The sequence below is a fragment of the Kushneria sinocarnis genome (assembly GCF_003633775.1).
Taxonomy (GTDB): Bacteria; Pseudomonadota; Gammaproteobacteria; order Pseudomonadales; family Halomonadaceae; genus Kushneria; species Kushneria sinocarnis.
In genome coordinates this window covers 192866-209674 of sequence record NZ_RBIN01000005.1, presented here as the reverse complement: position 1 = coordinate 209674, position 16809 = coordinate 192866, and the positions used below count along the sequence as shown (strand labels likewise).

The window sequence follows — 16809 nt, the reverse complement described above, 5'->3', positions numbered from 1 at the left end:
TTTTTATTGCGGCGCTTGCGCCTCGAGCAGCAGCAGGTAGTGAGCCCGTTCCGGCGGGTAGTGTCCTCGACGCTGATGAGCTTCCTGGTGGCGCACCAGAAAGGCGAGCTGGCGTTCAAGGGTTGCATGATGAAATCCGAGCCGCCGGCTCACAAGGAGGGCTCGCGCACCAGCGGTCAGGCCCGCCGCTGCGCGAGCTGGGCCTGGCCTTACCTGCGTGATCCGGACTGACTCACCTGCCGGGACTGGGCTGCCAGACGGATGGGGGCATTGACTGCCCCGAACTGCTGATAGTTGCCCCGTCGTTCGAGGATTTCGAAATAGAACCGATCGGCAAACAGTGGCGTATAAGCCTGGAAGAACTCGCCATCCTCGTTGCGATCATAAAGAATATTGCGATCCTGCATGGCTTGTAACAGCTCCGGATCCATGTCCATGCGAGCCGCCAGGTCATCGTAGTAGTTGGCGGGGATGTCGAGCAGGGGGAGGCCATTGGCTATCAGCTGATCAACGGTCGCGAAGATATCCTCGGTGGCCAGTGCTATCTGCTGTACTCCACCCTTGTGCTCCGCCTGAAAGCGTCCCGGCAGTGTTTCAGTGGCCTGGGAAGCATTGAGGGGCAGCCGGATGGTGCCATCCCGGCTGGTCATGGCCTGGCTGAGCACCAGTCCGCGGGGGTCTGCCAGTTCATGCTCACTGCCGGCCTCGAAGTCGAAGATGGTCTTGTAGAACAGCTGCCAGCTCAGCAACTGGGTACTTGGCATGACCTGAGAAATATGGTCGATACGGGCCAGCCCTGCATCCGGCTGCTCGTCATGGGCCGACAGCTCGAAATCGGTACGCCATTGCCTGTCACGTGCCGTTTCCGGATCGACCAGATAGATCAGGCTGCCCTCGATACCACGCAGTGCGGGGATCTTCAGTTCGCCTGCACCGATCGGGCCGGAGTAGGAGCGGGCCTGAAAGGCGCTGGCGCGGGCCATCACCAGTTCGGGGTCGTTGACGCGAAAGCCCATGGCACACACCGAGATGCCATGAATCAGGCGATAGGTATGGGCGAAGCTGTCCGTTTCGAAGTTGAGTACCACATGCATGTCCCCCTGCTGCCAGAGATCGATGTTCTTGGAGCGGTGACGACCGATCCGGCAAAAGCCCATGGCCGCCAGCCAGTGTGACAGTGGCGCGGCACTCTCCTCATCGAGGGTGAATTCCATGAAGTGCACACCATCGCAGACCGGCGGCGAGGGTAATGATTGAAAGAAGGGGCTGTGTTCGGCCATGTTCTCCATCAGGATCAGGGAGCGCATGCCATCCAGAGCCGTTTCACGCGGCGGAGCGGCTCGGAAACTGTCGTTGAAGATCTCGTGCGAGAGTGGCCCGTTGTAACCGGTGTCGGCCAGAGCCTGCATGAAGCTTGCCATGGAAAAGCGCCCCTGCCCGGGGAAACAGCGGTGGTGACGGCTCCAGCTGAGCACGTCCATGTCCATTACGGGTGCATCCGCCAGCTGCACGAGAAAGATACGCTCCCCCGGTATAGCAGCGATGGGGTCGGTCGGCAGATCAAGCGCCAGGGTATGGAAGCTGTCCAGTACCAGGCCAAGCGCCGGATGATCGGCACGCTGCACGATATCCCAGGCATCGCGATAGTCCGAGATGTGACGGCCCCAGGCCAGGGCTTCGAAGCCGATGCGCAAGCCGTGTGCCTGGGCCCGTTCGGCCATCTCCCTCAGATCGGCCGCTGCCCGCTCGGGATCATCGACGGCGTGATTGGAAGTATTGCTGCACACCAGCAGGAAATCGGTGCCCAGCGCCTTCATCAATTCGAACTTGCGCTCGGCGCGTTCGAGGTTGCGCGTTCGTTGTGGTTCCGGCATGGCCTCGAAGTCACGAAACGGCTGCAGCGCAATGATCTTAAGCCCCAGTGATTGTGCAAGTTCACGGACTTCTTCCGGGGTCCCGCCCCATGAGAGCAGATCATTTTCAAAGATCTCGACCCCCTCGAAGCCTGCTCGCGCAATGGCCTCGAGTTTGTCTGAAAGATCGCCACTGATGGATACGGTTGCTATTGCGCGCATGTCACCTCCTTCCGCGAGAGTAGTGATCTGTACAGTTGACCTGAATCTGATGCAGCTCGAGCAGGCCTGCCTGCCGTATCAGCCGGTCCGAAGCATCAGCAGCAGAAAGGGCAGGGAAATAAAAGCGAGCGGCTGCCAGCGATGTCCCTTCTTGCAATATCATCAGCGGCTCCGGCGTGACAGGACACGGCGCAGGGGAGTATTGGAAAGCAGCAGCAGAATCACTGCGCTGGTCAGTATCAGCGATAGCGGATTGGTAACCAGATCCAGCAGAAAGGCAGTGCCATCATTGCCTACCGATGACATCGCTTGGCGATAGCTCTTGTCCATCAGCGGGCCGAGAATGACGCCGAGGATAACGGGGCCCATCTGAAAGCCGTAGATTTTCATGAAATAGCCGACCAGGCCGAAGCCCAGCATCCAGTAGACTTCCGTCATGCTGCTGTTGAGGGAATAGGTGCCGACAACACAGAGCACCATGATGGTGGGAATCAGTATGGCTCGGGGCAGCTCCACGATCCGGGCAAAGATCCTGATGCCGGTCAGACCGAATATCAGCAGGAAGAGGTTGGCCAGCACCAGATTGCCGACGGTAAACCAGAAGATATGAGGGGTCTGGATCATCAGCATCGGTCCGGGATTGAGCCCGTGGATGACCAGTGCTCCGATGATGATGGCGGTTACCGCATCACCCGGCATGCCCAGAGTCAGCATCGGCACATAAGCGCCGCCCACGGCTGCATTGTTGGCGGTTTCGGGGGCGACCAGGCCTTCATAGGCCCCCTTGCCGAAGGGTTGGGCAGGGTTCTTGACACTTCTTTTGGCATGATCGTAGGCAAACAGCGAGGCGATATCGCCTCCTGTGCCGGGCAGTGCGCCAACAATGACTCCGATGATGGAAGTGCGGATCGACAGGGGCAGGAACTTGAGCACCAGATTCAGCGAGGGCACGATCCGGTCCACCTTCTGGCGTACGGTTTCGGCATTGAGCTGATGAAGCTGAAACAGGGCTTCGGCGACGCCGAACATGCCGATCATGACGACCACATAGTGGATCCCGCCCATCAGATTCGTGAAGCCGAGTGTGAAACGTGGCTCGGCAGTCACCGGATCGAGCCCGATTAACCCGATCACGCCTCCCAGTGCTGCTGCGAAGATGCCCCGTGCCAGGGACTGCGCTGACAGGCTGCCTACCAGCAATAGGCCCAGACCTGCAATCAGGAAATAATCCCGGGGTGCGAATTGCAGTGACATTTCGGCAAGGAAAGGGGCAACACTGGCCAGCACCAGCACGCCAATCAGACCGCCGATCACCGACATGACCGTGCTCAGGCCGATGGCCTGACCGACTTCGCCTCTCTGGGCAAGCGGATAGCCGTCAAAGGAGGTGGCGACAGCTGAGGGAGCACCGGGAATATTGAGCAGGATGGCCGTGCGCGATCCGCCGTAGACGCCACCACAGTAAATACCCACGATCAATGCCAGGGCCTGATTGATATCCCAGGCAAAGGTGAAGGAGATCAGGATGGAGGTTGCCATGGTGACCGAAAGGCCGGGAAGTGCGCCGACATAAATACCGGCCAGGGTGCCTGCAGCTGTCAATAGCAGTAGCGAGGGATCGGTCCAGGCCATCAGGAAGTAGCTAACCGTCTCGGGCACGGTAATCTCCTTGTGATTTCAGGGCAGATAAACCTGGAAGATAATCTTGAACAGGGCGTATATCACTATTGTTGTAATGATCGTGATAATGCCCGATGCCATCATTTTCCCACTGCGTAGATAGAGTTGTGACAGGAACAGGAAGAGTATCGTGGCTGGCAGGAAACCCAGGGGGTGCAGCAATGCCAGGTAGATGATTGCCATTGCCGTGAAAACGGTCATTTCCCGGGGGCAGCAACACTGAATGAACTGTTTTGCGGCGTTGCCGACCCCGCTGGTAGCCGTGCCGGATCGGTGACGCTGTTCGGCAAGAATGACCAGCATGGCGATGATCATGATCATGCCCAATATCAGTGGAAAGGCCCCGGGGGCGTTCAGCAGGTCAAACCCGGAAATCTGATAGGCTTCATATAGAACACCTGCACTGAGAACGAGTAACAGGAGGTTGAAAGTTCGCTCTCCTGGCTTGAGTAACTTTTCCTGTGACATGCCATACTCCTGATATGGCGGCCTTCATTACGGGCCGCCATGGTGAATATCAGGGATTGAATTCAGGGTTTGGGGATGCCGAGTTCCTCGGGAGAAACCTTTGCCGAGCCTGCATTCTCCAGTGCCCAGGCTGTAACGGATTGCCAGTTCTTCAGGAAATCCCTGGCCTCCTCACCCTGCAGATTGAGAGGCTCGGCCCCGTTGTTTTTCAGGAATTGCTGGAACTCGCGATTGGCAACTCCCTTCCGATAGGCTTCAGACAGGGTCTTTACGATCTGATCAGGTGTATCCTTGTGCACGGATACAGCCCAGAAAGGCCCCCAGGGTAAATAACTCTCCATTTCAGGCAGTGCCTGGGTAATGGGGGGTGCATCCGGAAGAGCATCCACCGGCTCCTTGGCTACAACTGCCAAAGGCTTGAGTCGGCCAGCCTCTATCTGCTCCTGGGCTCCGGCAAGACTGAGTGGCATGAAATCGATATGTCCCCCCAGCAGGGCAGTAATGCCCGGACCATCGCCACCGAATGTGACATTACGGACATCCAGGCTATCGACCGAATTGATCATGGCAAGAACCGTATCCGGCAGACCACCCTTGCCCGTACTGCCCATTCTCAGCTCTCCGGGATGCTGATGGGCGTAATCGAGCAGATCACCGAGATTATCCCAGTCCTTGTCGGCTGGAGCAGCGATGACAACCAGGCCCTGACCGATGATGTTGATCGGTGTCATGTCGCTGTAATCGTAACTGGCCAGATCCAGAACGGGATAGAGCTGGGGGTTTTCTGCACCATAAAGCAGGGTATAGCCGTTGGCCGGTTTGTGCATGACGGCGTTCATGCCGATGACGCCGGTGCCTCCGGGGCGATTGTTCAGCACGATATCCGTGTCCAGAGCCTTTTCGACATGGGGTGTCAGGCTTCTGGCCACATTGTCGGTTGCGCCTCCTGCGCCCCATTGAATGATGCCTTCAATATTGCGTTCCGGGTAGTCGGCGAGTGTTTCAGAAGTGATACCCAGTGTACCGACCATGACAGCCAGGCCGGTTAACAGAATCCTGATCATGATAATTTCTCCCCCCTTTTGATCGGGTCTTGTTGTCCATGAGTAATTAAGACGGTTGCTTTATTCGGTCATGATCCATGCAAGTGGGTAGACCGTGTCAATCAAGAATCGGGCTTGTTGTACCAAGGTTTAATGTTGAGGGTGTTATGCAATTTCAGCTGTATTTTTTCATTGAATAATACATCCCTGTTACGGGCAGAACTGTCGGCATGACCGAATAATTATTTGCCACTTATTTTTTCCTGCTGACGGCTGTTTATGGTGGCAAAAGGCAAGCGCCAATATGTCCTTTCAGAAACCCGAGGTTGAATGGTAATGGCGTCTGAGTTCGGGAATTTCACGGTCAATATCCTGTTTGATTCGTGATTCGCCGATAAAGAATTTGAAAGCATCCACACCCTGAAAAAGGAAAAGATCCACGCCGGAAAGTATATCGATCTGTTTGTCCATGGCGCATTGAACAAGCTGGGTTACGGGTGGTGTATAAACCGCATCGAATATCCATAGTCTTTCATGAAGATCCGATGGATCGATCGGACAGCCAGGATGATCGACATGGCCCACGGGAGAGCAGTTGACCAGCCCATTGCCCCTGCGAATGGCCGCTGACACTCTGTCAGGGGGCGTGACTCGTGCCACGCTTCCCAGCTCATCAGCGAGCGCGTGGGCACGTGCCGAATCGGTATCGACGATGGATATGGACAAGGCGCCCAGCTGAGCCAGGCCATGGGCGACAGCTCGCCCCACCCCGCCGGCGCCGATCTGGATCACCTCGTCTGGCTGGCGGTCGGCAAAGCTGAAACGCCAGGCACTGATGAAGCCGGTGAAATCGGTGTTTTCGGCACTGATCCGGTCACCCTCGAAAATCAGGGTATTGGTCGCTCCCACCCGACGTGCCCCTTCGCCAACCCGATCGGCGAAATTCAGGGCCTGTTCCTTGAAGGGGTAGGTGATATTGGTGCCGCGATAACCCTGAGCCCGGAGCGTATCGAGCTGGCGGGAAAGGGAAAAATCCGTTTGATCGCCGGCTTCGACAATATCGTATTGCACGGGCTGACCGACCAGTCGCCCCAGTCGTTCGTGTAGATCGGGGGAGCGGGACTGACGTATCCCCTGACCGATGAGACCCAGTTTGATCATTGGCTGTTTCCCCTGTAGTCGCGAGCCCGAGCCCTGACGAGTGCGGGGCAGGGCCGGGAATCACTCCTGCTCGATCAGAAAGACCGTTTCTGCGGCACCCTGCATGTAAAAATTGAAGTGATAGGTCACCACATCCTCGCTGGAGGTAGTGCTCCGTCTGGCAATCAGGGTATCCCGGCGCTCCTCGGGCACCTGTGCCAGCAGCGGATCGTGCTGATTGTGTTCGTCATCGAAATAGATGCGTGTGAACAGCGTATGCAGTACGCCGCGGGCGAAAAGGTGTACGTCGAGATGCGGTGCGGCCGGCAGCGCATCATCGCTTACCCCGGGCTTGAGGGTGTCGATGGTGAAGGCGCCATCGGCATCGGTGGCAAAGCGGCCGAAGCCGTCGAAATCGGGTTCGGCCCGCTCGGTATGAAATCGACCGCGGCCATCGGCCTGCCAGATTTCCAGCAGGGCGTCGTTGATCGGGGCGCCGGCACCGTCGAGCACGGCACCGGTAAGGCGAATGCGCTGGCCGGGTGGCAGATTGTCACCACGAATCAGCGGCACATCGCCGCGTTCGACCATGCCGAAGTGAAAGTACGGCCCGACCGTCTGGGTGCCGGTCGGTAGCCAGGCCGGCTGCCGCGTGGCCTCCTCCTGCTCCCGGCGCATGATTTCCCGGGGTGAGAGGCCTTCGAAGGGAGAGCTGCGATGAACCATGAGATCTACTCCAGCGGGGTGCCATTGGGCCCCAGGAACATGTCGAAGCGAAAGCCCAGGGCGTTATCCGGGATGTCGAAGCGCCGGTCATAGCGGGCGATCAGCAGATCGCGCACGCGCCGGTCAGGGTTGGCCATGTAGATCGGATCGATTTCCAGCAATGGATCGTCGGGGAAGTACATCTGGGTGATCAGGCGCTGGCGAAAGCCCTGTCCGAGTACTGAAAAGTGGATGTGCGCCGGCCGCCAGGCATTGTAGTGATTGCCCCATGGATAGGCGCCGGGACGAATGGTGGTGAAGCTGTAGTAGCCATGAGCGTCGGCAAAGGTACGTCCGGCGCCAGTGAAATTGGGGTCCAGCGGTGCCGGATGCTGATCGCGCTTGTGGATATAGCGCCCGGCGGAATTGGCCTGCCAGAGCTCGATCAGCGCATGCGGAATCGGTTGACCGTGAGTGTCGCGGATACGTCCGGCCACGATGATCTTCTGGCCCAGCGGGGTGCCCTCGTGCTGTACCGTGAGATCATTGTCCTCACCACCGATATTGTGAAAGCCGTAGACCGGTGCGGTGCGTTCGGTAAGACCGGAATGAATTGGAATCAGCCCGTTGCGCGGACCGCGCAGACGAGTGGAGACATAGGGGTCAAAGACCTGAGGCGGCTGATGGGTCTCTACCGGACCATTGAGTCGCGGATCGAAATCGCGATCGAAATCGAGACTGCTCATGAGTGTTCTCCCTGATGTTCGTCTCCCCAGCCGTACTCGCGGGCGAGCGAAAAGGCGTGATTGGCAGCCGGCACGCCGGCGTAGGTCGCTACATGCATCAGCACCTGACGCAGCTCGGTTTCGCTGACGCCGGTACGGTAGGCGGTCTTCAGATGCAGGCGAAGTTCGCCGTCGCGTCCCAGTGCCGCCAGAATCGCCAGTGTGATCAGACTGCGCTGGGTCACGCTGAAGGTGTCGTCGCCCCACAGTTCGCCCCAGGCAAAACGGGTGATCAACTGCTGGAAAGGCAGATTGAAGGGCGTGGCGGCGGACAGTGAGCGCTCGACATGCTCGTGACCCAGCACCCGCTGGCGTACTGCCAGCCCGGTCTCGAAATCCACGCCCTGCTCGCCGCCGCGCTGCACGAAAAGATGGCGCAAAAGCAGTGTCGTCATGTTTTCCGGCGCCTCCACGGAGGGGACATGACCGACGTCGTCGAAGATGTCCAACGGGGCGTCGTGCAAACCGTGCGCCAGCGTCTGCAGGGTTTCCGGCGGTGTGGCACCATCCTCCCGGCCGCCGATCAGCTGAAGGGCGGGCAGTGGCGCCGGCCACTCCTGCTGGCGAAAATCCGTCGCGGCAAGTAGCTCGCACAATCGGGCGTAGCTCTCGTCGTCGACTCGTTCGAGCTGGCGGGTCCAGCCGTCAACCAGCTCGGGGACTGTCTGGCGGGTAGCCGGGGAGAACCAGCGTGGTGCCAGCTCGCCGGCCATGTGCTCCAGACCCTCGCGGCGTACCCGGGCGGCGCGCTCGTGCCAGTTGTCGGGGGCGCCGATCTGTAGCCCGGTATTGGTCAGCACCATGTGCTCGATCATCTCTGGGCAGTCATGCAGCAGCTGCAGACCGATCATTCCACCGATCGAGGTACCCACGAAGTGGCAGTGCTCGGCGCCGGCGGCAGCGATCAGCGCCCGGACTTCATCGGCGAGATCGGCAGCACTCAACGCCTGTTCGACGGGCGCGCTGGAACCATGACCGGGTAGATCCCAGGTCAGCACCCGATAGCGTGGCACCAGCGCGCCCAGCAGCTCGTCCCAGACGCCCTGATTCATGCCCAGCGGATGAGCCAGTACTACCAGCGGTGCGGCCGGCGGACCGATCAGACGCCAGGCGATCAGGCGGTTGTTGATGGTAGTGAAATGCATATCGCACTCCTGCAGGATTGCGTGACTAGGCAAACGTCGCCAGAGCGACGAAAGTGCCTGCAATGGCGGTACCGGAGATAATCAGCCAGATCAGCAGATAGCCCATGATGTCGCGGGCCGAGAGTCCGGCGACGCCAAGCAGTGGCAGCGCCCAGAAGGGCTGGATCTGATTGGTCCAGCCATCGCCCCAGGTAAAGGCCATGATGGTGCGTGCCGGATCGGCGCCGATTGCTGCTGCAGCCTCCATCATGATCGGGCCCTGAATGGCCCATTGGCCCCCGCCGGAGGGAATGAAGAAGTTCACCACCCCGGCAGACAGAAAGGTCCACAGCGGAAAACTCTCGGGTGTCGCCAGCGATATGATCGCCTGCGAAAATTGAGTTACCAGTCCGGCGTGGGTCATCATCCCGGCGATTCCCGCATAGAGTGGAAACTGCACGATAATGCCGCGTGCCGCGCCAACCGCCTTCTCCACTGCACCGATGTAGGCGGCAGGGCTGTTGTGTAACAGCAGGCCGAGCGCCAAAAAGATCAGGATGATGGTGTTCAGGTTGATGCTGAAACCTTCGGTAATGGCCTGTTCAATCAGATAGCTTGCTGCCAGCAATCCCATGAACAGGGTAGGTAGACGGCTGTTCTCGATTCGATCGGAGAAACTGCCATCATGATGATGAACCGAGGGGGCGTCTGCCTCATCGGCTTCAGGTGTCTCCAGTCGCACGCTACGTTCGGGGTGCTTCTGCAGCAGGAAAAACAACACCAGCAGCGCCAGTAGTGCTAGCGTCAACGCAATATTCCAGCTTGAGTAGAGCGTCTCGGAGACCGGCACGATGCCGATGGCCTGCTCCATGAAGTGTCCCGGCGTGGCGATCACCAGCGGAATCGAGGACGATGGCCCGCGGACCAGCTCACCGCCATAGGCTGCGGCCACGATCAGTGGGAAATGAATGGCTACCCGACGGCCCATCTCGCGCGCAAGAATGGCGCCGGCGACCATGCCGAAACCCCAGTTGAGGTAGTAGCAGACGAAGCTGACGACGATGGTCAGTACCAGTGCCTGACGCGGGGTACCCGCCTGCCGGGTCAGTCTGGTAAGCATTCGCTGCATGACTGGTGTCAGTGCCAGCACGTAGCCGGTCATCAGTACCAGTACCATCTGCATGCCGAATTTGAACAGCGATGAAAACCCCTCACCCCAGTAGCCTGCCATCGCTAACGGTGACTCGCCGCCCAGCGCCACGCCGAGGACAAGAACGACGGCGGTCAGGATTACCGCCAACACAAAGGCGCTGGGCAGATAGCGCTGTACGATACGTACGGAAAATTGAGTCACCGCTTCCATCGGATGGACCTTTTCCAGATGACCTGTTGCTGTCAGACCCTTTCGAGCACCGTGGCGATGCCCTGTCCGACGCCGATGCACATGGTGCACAGGGCGTAACGACCGCCGCGTTCCTGCAATTCGTGAAGGGCACTGTTGACGATGCGCACCCCCGACATGCCCAGCGGATGGCCGAGTGCAATGGCGCCGCCATTGGGATTGACCCGGGGGTCGTCACTGGCGATGCCGAGCTCGCCGAGACAGGCCAGTGTCTGGGCGGCAAAGGCCTCGTTGAGCTCAATGTGATCGAAGGCATCCAGGCTCATGTCCAGTCGCTCGAGCAGGCGACGGGTAGCCGGCACCGGCCCCATGCCCATGATGCGGGGTTCGACCCCGGCGGTGGCCATGCCGTGAATGCGTGCCATCGGGGTCAGGTCGAAGCGCCTGACGGCTTCCTCACTGGCGACCAGCACCGCACCAGCGCCGTCATTGACTCCGGAAGCGTTGCCGGCGGTAACGGTGCCACCTTCGCGGAACGGTGTGGGCAGTGCCGCGAGCTTCTCCAGTGAGGTATCACGGGGATGTTCGTCGGTATCGAATACCAGCGGTTCCTGCTTGCGCCGGGGAATCTCCAGCGGTTCGATCTCCAGTCCCAGCCGGCCACTCTGCTGGGCCCGTTTCGTGCGCCGCTGTGATTCCAGTGCGAAGGCATCCTGGGCCTCACGCGAGATGCCATACTCCTCGGCCACATTTTCGGCGGTTTCCGGCATTGACCAGGTGCCGAACTGCGACTTCATCTGTCGATTGACGAAGCGCCAGCCGATGGTGGTGTCCTCCATGGTCTGGCCGCGGCCGAAGGCGGTTTCAGCCTTGCTGACCACATACGGGGCGCGCGACATCGACTCCACGCCGCCGGCCAGCATCAGTCCGGCTTCTCCGGCGCGAATCGCCCGTGCCGCAGTGCCGATGGCATCCATGCTGGAACCGCACAGCCGATTGAGGGTGGTGCCCGGCACACTTTCCGGCAGGCCCGCCAGCAGGGATGCCATGCGTGCCACATTGCGGTTGTCCTCGCCGGCCTGGTTGGCGCAGCCGAGAATGACATCGTCGATCGCGGCCGGATCGAGTGACGGTGTCTGGCGCAGGACCGCTTCAATAATGCGGGCGGCCATGTCATCAGGACGAATGGTGGCGAGTGTGCCGCCATGCTTGCCCACCGCGCTGCGCCTCGGATGACAGAGATAGACGTCCCTGAGTCGATCATTCATGACGAGCGCTCCCCGGAGGCTTCTGTTCCGCTGTGATGATGATCGGTGCGTTTCTTGAGTTCGCGCAGCACCTCGATCTCGTGCGTGCTCGGGGCTGGCGTGGTGGCCAGCGCATCGGCGAAGCGGATCTCCCAGCCGGTGGCCTCGATGACCTGTTCGCGGGTCACTCCGGGGTGCAGCGAGGTTACGATCAGCTCCCGGCTGTCGGGATCCGGTTCAAGCAGGCAGAGATCGGTGATCACCCGGGTTGGCCCGCGGCCCATGTGGCGGGCGGTTTCGGGATTGAGGTTATCGCGCGCCCGGCCGTCTCGGCCGTAGCCGAGGGTGGTAATGAAATCGACCGCCTCGACGAAGGTGCGTGTCGAGTGCTTGACGGTGACGAACAGTTCGCGCGAATTGGTGGCAATCTCCGGGGCGCCCCCACCACCGGGCAGGCGTACCTTCGGTTCGCGATAGTCGCCGATCAGGGTGGTATTGAGGTTGCCGTAGCGGTCGATCTGGGCAGTGCCCAGGAAGCCGACGTCGATATGACCACCCTGCAGCCAGTAGCGGAACATCTCCGGCACCGACACGGTAGTCAGTGCGGTATCACACAGCTCGCCGTCGCCGATGGAGAGCGGCAGTATATCGGGACGGGTCTGCAGGGTGCCGGATTCATACACCAGGACCACATCCGGGGCGTGGGTCCGCCGGGCCAGATTGGCCGCCTCACCGGGCAGGCCGATGCCCACGAAGCAGGTGGTGCCGTTGCCCAGCGCGCGCGAAGCGGTAACGGTCATCATCTCCGCGGCGGTATAGTCGTGAGCGCTGTCGCTTGAAGTTTCGGGGGAGGCGTTCATGCCGATTCTCCTGCACGGGGCTGCGCATTGGGCGAGCTGGCGTTGATGACGTTGTCTTCCATCCAGCGCGCGAAGGTATCGCGATCGCGGGCGATGGCATCCCACTCCTTGTAGAAGCGGTTGTTGCGGGCGTAATAGCCATGGCTGTAGGAGGGCCAGGCGCCGCCGGGTACGGTGGCGATGGCGTTGATGCACCAGGCCGGCAGCACGCAGGCATTGGGGTGGGTGTCGAGTTCGTCGACCACCTCCTCGACCGTGATCACGGCGCGACTGGCAGCCAGCACGGCTTCCTTCTGCACCCCGATGATGCCCTCGATCAACACATTGCCGGCACGGTCGGCCTTCTGGGCGTGCACGATCGAAACATCGGGGCGATTGGCGGGCACCGCGGCGAGCTGCTCGCCGGTAAAGGGGCATTCGATGGTGCGGATATCGGGATTGACCCGCGGCAGGTCGCTGCCGACATAGCCGCGCAGTACTGCCATCGGCAGCCCGGCGGCACCGGCCTCCCAGGCACAGGCCATGGCGGCATGACTGTGTTCGAGAATTTCCAGTGGTGCCGGATAACCGTGTTCCACTGCGTCGCGCAGCCTATGCAGCGAGCCCACGCCGGGATTGCCGCCCCACGAGAAGATCAGCTTCGAGGCGCAACCCATGCCGATCATCTGATCGAAGATCAGATCCGGCGTCATGCGGATCAAAGTCAGCTCGCGGCGGCGCTGACGAATGATCTCGTGACCCGCGGCAAACGGGATGAGATGAGTAAAGCCCTCCAGTGCAACGGTATCGCCATCGTGCACATGGCGGGCGATTGCCTCGGAGAGGCCCAGGAACTCGGCCATCGGATTTCCCCTGTCGAGTTGTTCGCATAACGAACATTACATTCACCATACGAACAAAATAGGCTCCGAAGCTTTCGAGCGTCAATTGCACCGAGGGCCAGGAGAGCTGCCAGTCAGCGCCTTTTTTTCGATTAACTTTATGATTTTTAGTGCAAAAATCTTTCAATCGCGGGAAGTGTCATGCCACCAATGTCTAATAACTCAGGACCCGGCATCGTGGCTGCTGCGGGACAGGGCGGCATCACTTTGCATGATCAGTGCACGAAAGCGGGCCAGCGCTCGTTCATCGGGTGACTGCTGACCGCTGGCTTGAAGGTTCTCTTCCATCTGGGTGGTGTTCACCTCCAGCCCTTCGAGCAGGGGAATCAGCTGATCAAGGGCGCCCTCCAGCAGCAGCTGGGCTTCGATCAGCGGCGTCCACTCGGCATGCCAGTCGCCAAGGCCGCGTTCCAGCGGCTGGGCACCAGCATTGATCACGGTGGCGGTGTGGCCGTGAATCTGCCTGGCGGCGGTACGAATCAGCGCGCAGCGTACCGGGTTGCGCTTGTGACCCATCGAGGAGGAGCCGCCCATGCCTTCGGCGGCAGGTTCGCGCAGCTCGCTGATTTCGCTCTGGGCGAGCAGGGCGATATCGGTGGCGATCTTCTCCAGCGCGATAGCCACGGCGTCCAGCGCCGTGATCAGCTGATGGATCGGCTGGCGGTTGGTGTGCCACGGCATGCGGGGGGCATCGAGTCCGAGGCGGGCTGCGACATCGTCCATCAGCCTGGCGCCATCGTCGAGACCGGTCAGTGCGCCCACCGGGCCGCCGAACTGTAGTGGAAAGCGCACCGCGGCAAGCCGTTCCAGCGCCTGATCAAGATTGTCCCTCCAGTGCGCCACGGTGACCCCGAAGGTGATCGGCAGCGCCTGCTGCATAAGGGTTCGGCCGATCATCGGTGTCCGGGCATGGGTCGTCATCAGCTGTTGTAGTACGCTCAGCAGGCGTTGGCCGCGATTCAGACGCTCAGGTTGGCGGGCATGGGCGCACAGCATCAGCGCGCTGTCGATCAGGTCCTGACTGGTCGCGCCGACGTGAAACCGATCGCGCAGTGTATCCGGCAGGGTGGCCTTTGCCTGGGCGACAAGGGGGATGGCGGCGTTGCCGCCACGCTGCACGCCGGCCTCGATATCGGCGAGATCGAACTCATGTCCCGTCAGGGCGTTGGCGATGGCGCCATGGCTGCCATCGGGGATCAGGCCATGCCTTTCACGAACGGCGACCAGCGCCAGTTCGAAGTCAAGCATGGCCTGCACGAGCGCCCCGGCATCGAAGGCTTCACGGGCGGCGGCCGACATGAAAGGTGTCTGGGTGAAACGGTTATACATGCTGGTACTCCGGAACGGTGATGGCTCGTGGTGGCACCCGATGGCGGTCACTGCCGGGGAGTGTCGGTGTATACATCATCGCTGAAAAGGTGCGCCTTTGGTCGCAATTAAAACCAAAGATCAATGCTCATCCATCGTCTGCAGCGTTTATCTGTATACATGCAGTGCGCGATGAGCTGAGGACAGTGGCGCTATCGCGGGTACTGCTTTTCCGTGGCAATGATCAGAGGAGTCCGACATGACCGAGTCGAGCTGGCCCCGCAATGCCTGGTATGCTGCTGCCTGGAGCAGCGAGATCGAACATGAACTCAACGCCCGCTGTCTCTGCGATACCCATGTAGTGCTCTATCGTCGCAGTGATGGTGATATCACCGCACTGGAGGATGCCTGCTGGCACAGGCTTTTGCCGCTCTCTCTGGGCAAGCTGGATGGCGATCAGGTGATGTGTGGCTATCATGGTCTGAAGTTCGATGGCAGCGGCCGCTGCACCTTCATGCCCTCTCAGCCCACCATCAATCCGTCCGCCTGCGTGCGTGCTTTCCCGGTAGTCGAACGCCACAGCCTGGTATGGCTCTGGATGGGTGATCCGGCGCTGGCGGATACCGATCGGGTGCCCGATTTTCACTGGAATGACGATCCGCAGCTGGCCGGACGTGGCGGCACCTTCTACAGCCTTGCCTGTGACTACCGGCTGGTCGTCGACAATCTCATGGATCTGACCCACGAAACCTTCGTGCATGCCGGCAGCATCGGTCATGACGCCATTACCCGTGCTCCCTTCGATGTGACCCATACCGAACGCGAGGTCACCATGGAGCGCTGGATGCGCAACATCGATGCGCCACCCTTCTGGGCCCGCCAGCTGGAGTGCGGCGAGGCGCCGGTTGATCGCTGGCACCTGATCCACTTTCAGGCGCCCTCGACGGTCGTCGGGGATGTCGGTATTGCCCACGCCGGCACCGGGGCGCCCGAAGGGGATCGCAGTCAGGGCGTTACCGGCTATTTTCTCGCCGCCATTACCCCGGAGACGGCCACTACCTGCCACTATTTCTGGAACTTCGTGCGTGATCACCACCTTGCTGATCCGCAATGGACCGAATATCTGCACTGTGCCCATGTCAATGATACCGGCCAGGGTGTCTATCAGCAGGATGAGGCCGTGCTCGAAGCCCAGCAGAAAGCGGTCGATCGCTATGATCGGGCGCCTTTCTACAACCTCAATATCGATGCCGGCGCGATGTGGGCGAGGCGCCTGATCGATCGCATGATCGAAGCCGAGCAGATCCCTCGATCCGCCCGAGCCCGGACCGGAGAGTCGACGCTGATTCATTCCCAGCCGGCAGGCTGACGGAATCGGGAGGGGTTGCGGATGCAACAGACACAGCGTGCCCTGCTCACCCTGCGCGAAATGATTCTCGAAGGCGTGCTGGTATCCGGTGAGCGCCTGTGGGAACCGGCGCTGGCCCGTCGCATCGGCGTCTCGCGCACGCCACTGCGGGAGGCGCTGGTGCGGCTCGAGCACGAGGGTTTCATCGTGGCCCCCGAAGGCAGCGGTTACCGGGTGCGTGTATTCGATCACGACTATTTTCGTGATGCCATCGAGCTGCGTGGCACCCTGGAGGGCATGGCGGCTCGACGGGCCGCCGAACGCGATCATGATGAAGCCTCGCTCGGGGCGATGGACGAGCTCGTCGAGGGCATCGCGATCATTGTCGATCAGCCACGACTCAGCCACGCGGATTTCGAGCAGTACATGACGCTCAACGCCGAATTTCATCAGCGCCTGGTGGCGCTGGCGGAGTGTACGCTCCTGGCGGAGGAACTCGATCGCATTGCCGCGCGTCCCTTCGCTTCTCCCAGTGCCTTTGTCATGGCGCAGGCCATCCTGCCGCGCTCGCGGGACATTCTGTTCATCGCCAACGATCAGCATCGCTGCCTGTGTGATGCCATCCGCTCGGGTGACGGCAGTCGCGCCGAACAGCTGGCGCGGGAGCATGCCCATATTGCCCGCCGCAACCTGGCCGTGGCCCTGCAGGATCATGCCTTTCTGGATCGTATCAGCGGAGCGCCCATGCTCAGGGCTGCACTCGACTGAGCCCATTTTTTACTGAAGCCGCCCGTGGAGCGGCG

General features: G+C 60.6%; 15 protein-coding genes. 2 read left to right on the top strand and 13 right to left on the bottom strand.

Annotated features, from left to right (window positions below; genetic code table 11):
* Window positions 1–209: 209 nt before the first annotated feature.
* The 13 genes from C7446_RS09670 to C7446_RS09610 form a co-directional block, all read right to left on the bottom strand.
* Entirely contained in the window at window positions 210–2075 is a 1866-nt protein-coding gene (locus C7446_RS09670) for a bifunctional sugar phosphate isomerase/epimerase/4-hydroxyphenylpyruvate dioxygenase family protein (protein WP_121172902.1), read from the bottom strand.
* Window positions 2076–2237: 162 nt separating this feature from the next.
* On the bottom strand, window positions 2238–3734 hold the full coding sequence (locus C7446_RS09665) for a tripartite tricarboxylate transporter permease (protein ID WP_121172901.1): 1497 nt from the start codon (window positions 3732–3734) through the stop codon (window positions 2238–2240).
* Window positions 3735–3752: 18 nt separating this feature from the next.
* Complete coding sequence (locus C7446_RS09660) at window positions 3753–4223, bottom strand: tripartite tricarboxylate transporter TctB family protein (protein ID WP_121172900.1); 471 nt, start codon at window positions 4221–4223, stop codon at window positions 3753–3755.
* Window positions 4224–4285: 62 nt separating this feature from the next.
* Window positions 4286–5287 carry a tripartite tricarboxylate transporter substrate binding protein gene (locus C7446_RS09655; RefSeq protein ID WP_121172899.1) on the bottom strand — a complete coding sequence of 334 codons (1002 nt, stop codon included), beginning with the start codon at window positions 5285–5287 and terminating at the stop codon, window positions 4286–4288.
* Between the two features lie 291 nt (window positions 5288–5578).
* Entirely contained in the window at window positions 5579–6427 is an 849-nt protein-coding gene (locus C7446_RS09650) for a shikimate dehydrogenase family protein (protein WP_121172898.1), read from the bottom strand.
* Window positions 6428–6487: 60 nt separating this feature from the next.
* Complete coding sequence (gene pcaG, locus C7446_RS09645) at window positions 6488–7132, bottom strand: protocatechuate 3,4-dioxygenase subunit alpha (protein ID WP_211327930.1); 645 nt, start codon at window positions 7130–7132, stop codon at window positions 6488–6490.
* A gap of 5 nt (window positions 7133–7137) precedes the next feature.
* Window positions 7138–7857, bottom strand: a complete 720-nt coding sequence (gene pcaH, locus C7446_RS09640; protein ID WP_121172897.1) for a protocatechuate 3,4-dioxygenase subunit beta — start codon at window positions 7855–7857, stop codon at window positions 7138–7140.
* A complete protein-coding gene (gene pcaDC / locus C7446_RS09635) occupies window positions 7854–9041 on the bottom strand; it encodes a bifunctional 3-oxoadipate enol-lactonase/4-carboxymuconolactone decarboxylase PcaDC (RefSeq protein WP_121172896.1) in 1188 nt (395 codons plus the stop codon). Before pcaDC ends, pcaH begins: the two co-directional genes overlap by 4 nt.
* 25 nt (window positions 9042–9066) lie before the next feature.
* Complete coding sequence (locus C7446_RS09630; protein ID WP_121172895.1) at window positions 9067–10383, bottom strand: short-chain fatty acid transporter; 1317 nt, start codon at window positions 10381–10383, stop codon at window positions 9067–9069.
* Between the two features lie 32 nt (window positions 10384–10415).
* The gene (gene pcaF, locus C7446_RS09625) at window positions 10416–11630 is read right to left on the bottom strand and encodes a 3-oxoadipyl-CoA thiolase (protein WP_121172894.1); all 1215 of its coding nucleotides are present in this window, start codon (window positions 11628–11630) and stop codon (window positions 10416–10418) included.
* Entirely contained in the window at window positions 11627–12469 is an 843-nt protein-coding gene (locus tag C7446_RS09620; protein WP_121172893.1) for a CoA-transferase subunit beta, read from the bottom strand. Before C7446_RS09620 ends, pcaF begins: the two co-directional genes overlap by 4 nt.
* The gene (locus C7446_RS09615; RefSeq protein ID WP_121172892.1) at window positions 12466–13311 is read right to left on the bottom strand and encodes a CoA transferase subunit A; all 846 of its coding nucleotides are present in this window, start codon (window positions 13309–13311) and stop codon (window positions 12466–12468) included. The genes C7446_RS09620 and C7446_RS09615 overlap by 4 nt, the downstream gene beginning before the upstream one ends.
* Before the next feature lie 201 nt (window positions 13312–13512).
* Window positions 13513–14679 carry a lyase family protein gene (locus tag C7446_RS09610; RefSeq protein ID WP_121172891.1) on the bottom strand — a complete coding sequence of 389 codons (1167 nt, stop codon included), beginning with the start codon at window positions 14677–14679 and terminating at the stop codon, window positions 13513–13515.
* A 238-nt stretch (window positions 14680–14917) separates the two neighbouring features.
* On the opposite strand from C7446_RS09610, the gene C7446_RS09605 reads away from it, so the two are divergent.
* On the top strand, window positions 14918–16027 hold the full coding sequence (locus tag C7446_RS09605) for an aromatic ring-hydroxylating dioxygenase subunit alpha (protein WP_121172890.1): 1110 nt from the start codon (window positions 14918–14920) through the stop codon (window positions 16025–16027).
* 21 nt (window positions 16028–16048) lie between these two features.
* Window positions 16049–16774, top strand: coding sequence for a GntR family transcriptional regulator (locus C7446_RS09600; RefSeq protein ID WP_121172889.1), 726 nt, complete (start codon window positions 16049–16051; stop codon window positions 16772–16774).
* Window positions 16775–16809 lie beyond the last annotated feature (35 nt).

Coding starts and splice junctions, on each gene's coding strand:
- C7446_RS09615 (WP_121172892.1), bottom strand. CDS start 13,311: ATGGCCGAGTTCCTGGGCCTCTCCGAGGCAATCGCCCGCCATGTGCAC.
- pcaH (WP_121172897.1), bottom strand. CDS start 7,857: ATGAGCAGTCTCGATTTCGATCGCGATTTCGATCCGCGACTCAATGGT.
- C7446_RS09655 (WP_121172899.1), bottom strand. CDS start 5,287: ATGATCAGGATTCTGTTAACCGGCCTGGCTGTCATGGTCGGTACACTG.
- pcaG (WP_211327930.1), bottom strand. CDS start 7,132: ATGGTTCATCGCAGCTCTCCCTTCGAAGGCCTCTCACCCCGGGAAATC.
- pcaDC (WP_121172896.1), bottom strand. CDS start 9,041: ATGCATTTCACTACCATCAACAACCGCCTGATCGCCTGGCGTCTGATC.
- C7446_RS09620 (WP_121172893.1), bottom strand. CDS start 12,469: ATGAACGCCTCCCCCGAAACTTCAAGCGACAGCGCTCACGACTATACC.
- C7446_RS09630 (WP_121172895.1), bottom strand. CDS start 10,383: ATGGAAGCGGTGACTCAATTTTCCGTACGTATCGTACAGCGCTATCTG.
- pcaF (WP_121172894.1), bottom strand. CDS start 11,630: ATGAATGATCGACTCAGGGACGTCTATCTCTGTCATCCGAGGCGCAGC.
- C7446_RS09650 (WP_121172898.1), bottom strand. CDS start 6,427: ATGATCAAACTGGGTCTCATCGGTCAGGGGATACGTCAGTCCCGCTCC.
- C7446_RS09610 (WP_121172891.1), bottom strand. CDS start 14,679: ATGTATAACCGTTTCACCCAGACACCTTTCATGTCGGCCGCCGCCCGT.
- C7446_RS09605 (WP_121172890.1), top strand. CDS start 14,918: ATGACCGAGTCGAGCTGGCCCCGCAATGCCTGGTATGCTGCTGCCTGG.
- C7446_RS09600 (WP_121172889.1), top strand. CDS start 16,049: ATGCAACAGACACAGCGTGCCCTGCTCACCCTGCGCGAAATGATTCTC.
- C7446_RS09670 (WP_121172902.1), bottom strand. CDS start 2,075: ATGCGCGCAATAGCAACCGTATCCATCAGTGGCGATCTTTCAGACAAA.
- C7446_RS09660 (WP_121172900.1), bottom strand. CDS start 4,223: ATGTCACAGGAAAAGTTACTCAAGCCAGGAGAGCGAACTTTCAACCTC.